This is a genomic window from Geodermatophilus sp. YIM 151500, from assembly GCF_025716945.1.
GTDB lineage: Bacteria > Actinomycetota > Actinomycetes > Mycobacteriales > Geodermatophilaceae > YIM-151500.
Map to the genome: position 1 here is coordinate 49,353 of NZ_JAOVZT010000007.1, position 6,860 is coordinate 56,212.

Annotated in this window: 4 protein-coding genes; 1 reads left to right on the top strand and 3 read right to left on the bottom strand. The window is 74.9% G+C overall.

The features are described 5' to 3' along the window. Positions 1-40: 40 nt before the first annotated feature. Both OF117_RS13280 and OF117_RS13285 read right to left on the bottom strand, forming a co-directional pair. The gene (locus OF117_RS13280; RefSeq protein ID WP_263553322.1) at positions 41-1,798 is read right to left on the bottom strand and encodes an MDR family MFS transporter; all 1,758 of its coding nucleotides are present in this window, start codon (positions 1,796-1,798) and stop codon (positions 41-43) included. After that, entirely contained in the window at positions 1,795-2,268 is a 474-nt protein-coding gene (locus OF117_RS13285; RefSeq protein WP_263553323.1) for a MarR family winged helix-turn-helix transcriptional regulator, read from the bottom strand. The genes OF117_RS13280 and OF117_RS13285 overlap by 4 nt, the downstream gene beginning before the upstream one ends. Before the next feature lie 146 nt (positions 2,269-2,414). Between OF117_RS13285 and hrpA the strand changes: the two genes are divergently transcribed. Beyond that, a complete protein-coding gene (gene hrpA, locus OF117_RS13290) occupies positions 2,415-6,377 on the top strand; it encodes an ATP-dependent RNA helicase HrpA (protein ID WP_263553324.1) in 3,963 nt (1,320 codons plus the stop codon). Between the two features lie 10 nt (positions 6,378-6,387). On the opposite strand, the gene OF117_RS13295 is transcribed toward hrpA, so the two are convergent. Continuing rightward, on the bottom strand, positions 6,388-6,860 hold a 473-nt coding region (locus OF117_RS13295; RefSeq protein WP_263553325.1), incomplete at its 5' end, for a hypothetical protein.

The window sequence follows — 6,860 nt, forward strand, 5'->3', positions numbered from 1 at the left end:
CCTACCCAGCGCGGGTAGGGGCCGTTGACGCGTGCCGGGATCAGCCGCGGTCCGGCCCGGCGTCGCCGGGGCGGCCGACCGGCGGTGGCGTCGACGTCGGAGCCGACGCGGCGACCGCTCCGACGGCCTGCCCGCCCTCGTCGTCCACCCGCGGCAGGCCGGCGTCGGCCTGCCGGGCCTGGATGCCCGACTGGTTGCGCAGCGGTAGCTCCGGCAGGAACCACAGGACGACGAAGCCCAGCGCGACGACCGCGGCCGCGATGAGGAAGACCGTGTCGATCGAGGCCGAGAAGCCCACCTCGAACGGCAGCGCCAGCGCGGCGGGCAGCTCCTGGATGAACGAGGTGTCGGACAGGTCGGCGCCGCCGCCGCTGCTCAGCTCGGACAGCCGCGGCGCGAGCGACGGGTCGCCGGCGACGGCCTCGCGCACCGCGGTGTCGATGTCGGCCGGCAGCCGGGTGAAGAGCACCGACAGGAAGGCCGCCGTGCCGATCGTCCCGCCCATCTGCCGGAAGAACGTCACCGACGAGGTCGCCACCCCCATCTCGCGCGGCGACACCGCGTTCTGGACGGCGAGGATCACCGGCTGCATGTTGAACCCGAGCCCCAGGCCCAGCAGCACCATGAACGGCACCAGGCTCCAAACCGAGGCGTCGGCGTCCACCACCAGGAACAGGCAGACCAGGGCGAGGGTCATCAGCACGGTGCCGACCAGCGGGAACGCCTTGTAGCGGCCGGTGCGCCCGATGCCGATGCCCGAGCCCATGGCGCCGGCCATGATGCCCGCCACGAGCGGGATCATCTGCAATCCGGCGACCGTGGGGCTCGAGCCCTGCACGATCTGCAGGTACTGCGGCAGGAGGAGCAGCCCGCCGAACATGCCGGCGCCCACCACGACGCTGGCGGCACCGGCGACCGCGAAGCTGCGGTTGCCGAACAGCCGCAGCGGCAGCAGCGCGTCGTCGCCGTAGGCCCGCTCGGCGAGGAAGAACGCCACCGCACCGCCGCCGGAGACCGCGTAGGCCACGACCGCGCCGGACGACGTCCAGCCCCACAGGCGGCCCTGCTCGGCGACGACGAGCAGCGGCACCAGGCAGGTGATCAGCGCCAGCGCGCCGGGCCAGTCGATGCGGTGGTCGCGCCGCTCGTGGGGCAGGTGCAGCACCCGCGAGACGACGGCGAAGGCGAGGAAGCCCAGCGGCACGTTGATCCAGAAGATCCACCGCCAGCCGTCGAGGCCGAGCAGCGACGGCTGCCCGGCGAGGAAGCCGCCGACCACCGGGCCCAGCACGCTGGACGTGCCGAAGACGGCCATGAAGTACCCCTGGTACCTGGCCCGCTGCCGCGGCGGCACCAGGTCACCGATGATCGCCAGCGCCAGCGACATCAGCCCGCCGGCGCCGATGCCCTGCACCGCGCGCCACACGGCCAGCTCGTACATCGACCCGGCGATGCCGCACAGCGCGGAGCCGACGACGAAGACCGCGATCGCGAAGAGGTAGAACGGCCGCCGGCCGTAGATGTCCGAGAGCTTCCCGTACAGCGGCGTCGAGATCGTCGAGGTGATCAGGAACGCCGTCGTCGCCCAGGCCTGCAGGTCGTAGCCCCGGAGGTCGTCGGCGATGGTGCGGATCGCCGTCGAGACGACGGTCTGGTCGAGGGCGGCGAGGAACATGCCCAGCATGAGCCCGCCGAGCACGGTGAGGATCTGCCGGTGCGTGAAGGCGCCGTCGGCGCCGGCGGGGGCGACGGCCGCGGCGCGGGTGCGGCGTCGGTCGGTGCGGGTGGCGGAACTCATGCGGTCACCGTCCGGGGAGGCGGGGCGGGCTCGCCGGGCAGCGTCGTCGCGATGCCGTCGAGGAACCGGTCGAACAGGGTCGTGAAGGTCTCGAGCTCCTCATCGGTCCAGCCGGCGGTGACGGAGCGCAGGTAGGCCACGCGCTCGGCGCGCAGCTGGTCGAGCTGGTCGCGGCCGGCGTCGGTGAGCACGAGCCGGCTGGCCCGGCCGTCGGACTCGTCCGCCTCGCGGACCACGAGGCCCCGCTCGACGAGCAGCGCCACGTGCCGGCTCACCGTGGAGGGATCGGCGTGCACCTCGTCGGCCAGGGTTCCCTGCCGCAGCGGCCCGAGGCGGGCGAGCGGGAACAGCAGCACCAGAGCCGCCCGGTCGCGGACCTCGGCGCTGTGCTGGGCCTTGAGCCCGTGGATCAAGCGCAGGAAGCGCGGCATCTGCTCGCTGACCCTGCGCAGCTCGTCGTCCCGGCTCACGAACGTGCAGCCTACAACCAGTTGCAAGCTGCATGCAATTTTCCTGGCGGGTTCGGAGGCAGACCGCCCGGGGGCGGGAGTGGGATGCTCGGGACGGCGTCGATCCGTCGCTGCGAGCACCGACCGAGAGGAACGCGAGCCCGGCCGTGAGCGCCCCGCAGGACGACCTCCGGTCCCGGCTCCCCGCGCTGAGCATCGAGGACGAGCACCGGCTGCGGCGGCGGCTCGACGGCCTCCGCCGGACCGGGGACCCGCAGGCCCGCGCCCGGCAGCGGGAGCGCGTCGCCGAGCACGTCGCGGCGGCCGAGCGGCGCATCGCCCGGCGTCGGGCGGCGGTGCCGCGGATCACCTACCCCGACGACCTGCCGGTCAGCAGGCGCCGCGACGACATCGCGGCCGCGCTGCGCGACTCCCAGGTCGTCGTCGTCGCGGGGGAGACCGGCTCGGGCAAGACCACGCAGCTGCCGAAGATCGCCCTCGAGCTCGGCCGCGGCGTCCGTGGCCGGATCGGGCACACGCAGCCGCGGCGGATCGCCGCCCGGAGCGTCGCCGAGCGCATCGCCGAGGAGCTGGGCAGCCCGCTGGGCGAGGTGGTCGGCTGGAAGGTGCGCTTCACCGACCAGGTGGGCGACGCGACCGCGGTGAAGCTGATGACCGACGGCGTCCTGCTGGCCGAGATCGCGCACGACCGGCTGCTGCGCCAGTACGACACGATCATCCTCGACGAGGCGCACGAGCGGAGCCTCAACATCGACTTCCTGCTGGGCTACCTGGCCCAGCTGCTGCCCCGCCGTCCCGACCTGAAGCTGGTCATCACGTCGGCGACCATCGACGTCGACCGGATCGCCCGCCATTTCGACCGGGACGGCGAGCCGGTCCCGGTCGTCGAGGTCAGCGGGCGCACCTACCCGGTCGAGGTGCGGTACCGGCCGGTGGTCGATCCGGACGACCCGGACGCCGATGCCGACCGCGACCAGGTGACCGCCGTCGTCGACGCCGTCGACGAGCTGGTCGCCGAGGGACCGGGCGACATCCTGGTGTTCCTGGCCGGCGAGCGGGAGATCCGCGACACCCAGGACGCGCTGGCCGACCGGGGCCTGCCGGGCACCGAGATCGTCCCGCTCTACTCCCGGCTGTCGGCCGCCGACCAGCACAAGGTGTTCGCCCCGCATACCGGACGGCGGATCGTGCTGGCCACCAACGTCGCCGAGACCTCGCTGACCGTGCCGGGCATCCGCTACGTGATCGACCCCGGCACCGCCCGGATCTCCCGCTACAGCGCGCGCACCAAGGTGCAGCGGCTGCCGATCGAGCCGGTCAGCCAGGCCTCGGCCCGGCAGCGGTCCGGCCGCTGCGGCCGGCTGGGGCCGGGCATCGCGATCCGGCTCTACACCCAGGAGGACTTCGAGGGCCGGCCGGAGTTCACCGACCCGGAGATCCTGCGCACCAACCTCGCGTCGGTGCTGCTGCAGATGGCAGCGCTCGACCTCGGCAGCGTCGAGGACTTCCCCTTCGTCGACCCACCCGACCGGCGCTCGGTCGCCGACGGCCTCGCGCTGCTCGGCGAGCTCGGCGCCCTCGACGGTGGGAAGCTCACCGCCACCGGCCGGGCGCTGGCCGCGCTGCCGCTGGACCCGCGGATCGCGCGCATGGTGGTGGAGGCCGACCGCCGCGGCGTGCTGGAGGAGGTCCTGGTGATCGCCGCGGGTCTGACCATCCAGGACCCGCGCGAGCGCCCGGCCGAGCACCAGCAGGCCGCCGACCAGGCGCACGCCCGGTTCGCCGACGAGCACTCCGACTTCCTCGCCCTGCTCAACCTGTGGCGGTACCTCTCCGAGCAGCAGGACGCCCTGTCCGGCAACCAGTTCCGCCGGCTCGTGAAGCGGGAGTTCCTGCACTACCTGCGCATCCGCGAGTGGCAGGACCTGCACGGCCAGCTGCGCGGCACGGCCCGGCGCCTCGGCATGCGGCTCGGCGAGCTCGCCCCCGAGCCGGACGAGCGGGGCGTGCACGCCGCGCTCGTCGCCGGCCTGCTCTCGCAGGTCGGCGTCCAGGCGGAGCCCGACAGCGGCGGGAATGGCCGAAAGCGCCCCTCCGGTGGGCGGCGGCCGGGGCGGGAGTACCTGGGGGCGCGGGGGACCCGCTTCGTCATCGCGCCCGGCACCCCGCTGGCGAGGAAGCCGCCGCGCTGGGTCGTCGCCGCCGAGCTGGTCGAGACCAGCCGGCTGTTCGCGCGCACCGTCGCCGGCATCGACCCGGACGTCGTCGAGCGGCTGGCCGGCCACCTGGTGCACCGCCAGTACAGCGAGCCCCGGTGGGACGCGGCGAGGGGCAGCGTCGTGGCCACCGAGCGGGTCACCCTGTACGGCGTCCCGCTCGTCGTCGGGCGCCGGGTCCAGTACGGCTCCATCGACCCGGTCGTCTCGCGCGAGCTGTTCGTCCGGCACGCCCTGGTGCAGGGGGAGTGGACGACGCACCACCGCTTCTGGCACGACAACCAGCGGGCCATCGAGCGGGTCGCCGAGTTGGAGGAGCGCGCCCGTCGGCGCGACATCCGGATCGACGACGAGACGCTGTTCGAGCTCTACGACGCCCGGGTCCCGGCGGAGGTGGTCTCCACCCGGCACTTCGACCGCTGGTGGAAGGACGCCCGCCGGCGGACGCCGGACCTGCTCACCTTCACCCCGGAGATGCTCACCGACGCCGCGGCGGCCGGCGCGGTGCGCGCCGCGGACTACCCCGACGAGGTCCACCTCACCTCGGGTCTCACCCTGCCGCTCTCCTACGCCTTCGCACCGGGCGAGGCCGAGGACGGGGTGACCGTCGACGTGCCGATCGCGGTGCTGGACCAGGTCGCCGAAGGCACGTCGGGCGAGTCGCTGGCCTTCACCGTGCCCGGGCTCCGCGAGGAGCTGGTGACCGCGCTGTTGCGCACGCTGCCCAAGCAGCTGCGCCGGTCGCTGGTGCCCATCCCCGACCGGGTGCGCGAAGTGCTGCCGCGCATCGACCCCGGCGAGCCGCTGCTGCCGGCGCTGGAGCGCGAGCTGCGCCGCGCCGCTGCCGTCGTCATCCCCCCGGATGCCTGGGCCCCGGACCAGGTGCCCGGCCACCTGCGGGCCACCTTCCGGGTGCTCGACGACGCCGACCGGCCGCTGGCGCAGGGCAAGGACCTCGACGCGCTCCGCGCCGAGGTGGCCCCGCACAGCCGGGCCGGGCTGGCGCGGGCGGCGGCCGACCTGGAGCGCACCGGGCTCACCTCCTGGACGGTCGGCGAGCTGCCCCGGACGGTGGAGGTGCGCCGCGCCGGTCGCGTCGTCACCGCCTACCCCGCGCTCGTCGACGAGGGGGCCACCGCCGGCGTGCGCGTGGTGGCCACCGAGGCGGAGGCGAGCCGGCTGACCTGGCGCGGCGCGCGGCGGCTGCTGGTGCTGGCCGCCGGCTCACCGGCGCGGCAGGTGGTCAGGGGGCTGTCCCCGGCGACCCGCCTGGCGCTGCAGTTCAACCCGGACGGCGAGATCCCCGCCCTGGTCGACGACTGCGTCGACGCCGCCGCCGGCGAGCTGCTCGCGGCCGCGGGTGGGCCGCCGCGCGACGAGCCGGCCTTCACCGCCCTGGTGGCCACCGCCCGCGGGGAGCTGCCCGCGCTGACCGCCGACACGGTGCGCCGGGTCGAGGCGGTGCTCACCCAGGCCCGCGAGGTGGCGATCGCGATCGGCGCCGCGCCGGGACGGCGGGTCCCCGATGCCGCGATCGCCGACCTGCGCCGCCAGATGGGCGGGCTGCTGCACCGCGGCTTCGTGGCCGCGACCGGGCGCCGGCGGCTGCCCGACGTCGTCCGCTACCTGCGGGCCATGGCGCACCGGCTGGAGAAGCTGCCGGCCAACGCCGCCCGCGACGCCCTGTGGATGGAGCAGGTCGCCGCGGTCACGGCCGAGTACGAGCAGCTGCGGCGCACGGTGCCGGGCACCGGAGCGCCCGACGACCCGGTCGACCGGGTGCGCTGGATGATCGAGGAGCTGCGGGTCGGCCTGTTCGCCCAGGGTCTCGGCACCGCACGCCCGGTGTCCGAGCAGCGCATCTACAAGGCGATCGACGCCATCAGCGCCTGATGGGGGCCGCCTAGAGGGACGGCGCGGCGGGCGCCTCGGCGGCGTCCTCCTCGCCGGTGTCGGCACCGGTGGCGCCCTGCTCGCGCAGCAGTGCCGAGATGCGCTGGCGGGTGACCCCGAACAGCGCGGCGATGCGGTTGATGCTCACGCCCTCGGCCTGAAGCGCCGCGGCCTGGTCGCGCCGCCACGCGTGCCCGGCCGTGGCCAGCGACGACAGCACCGTGGAGATGCTCTCGACCACGAGCGGGCGGCTCTCCGTGGTGACGATGTCCAGCCACTGCCGCCCGCTCGCGCGTTGCTCGAGCAGACGACCGGCCCGGTCCCGGGCGCGCTCCAGCTCGCCGATGCACAGGTCGATCTCGGCCCACAGGTGCTCCAGCGCCCGGGCCGCGGCGTCCTCACCGGACGGCCGCCGCTCGGCGTCGGCCACGCGGACCTGCTCGGCGTCGGCCACGCGGACCTGCTCGGCGTCGGCCACGCGGA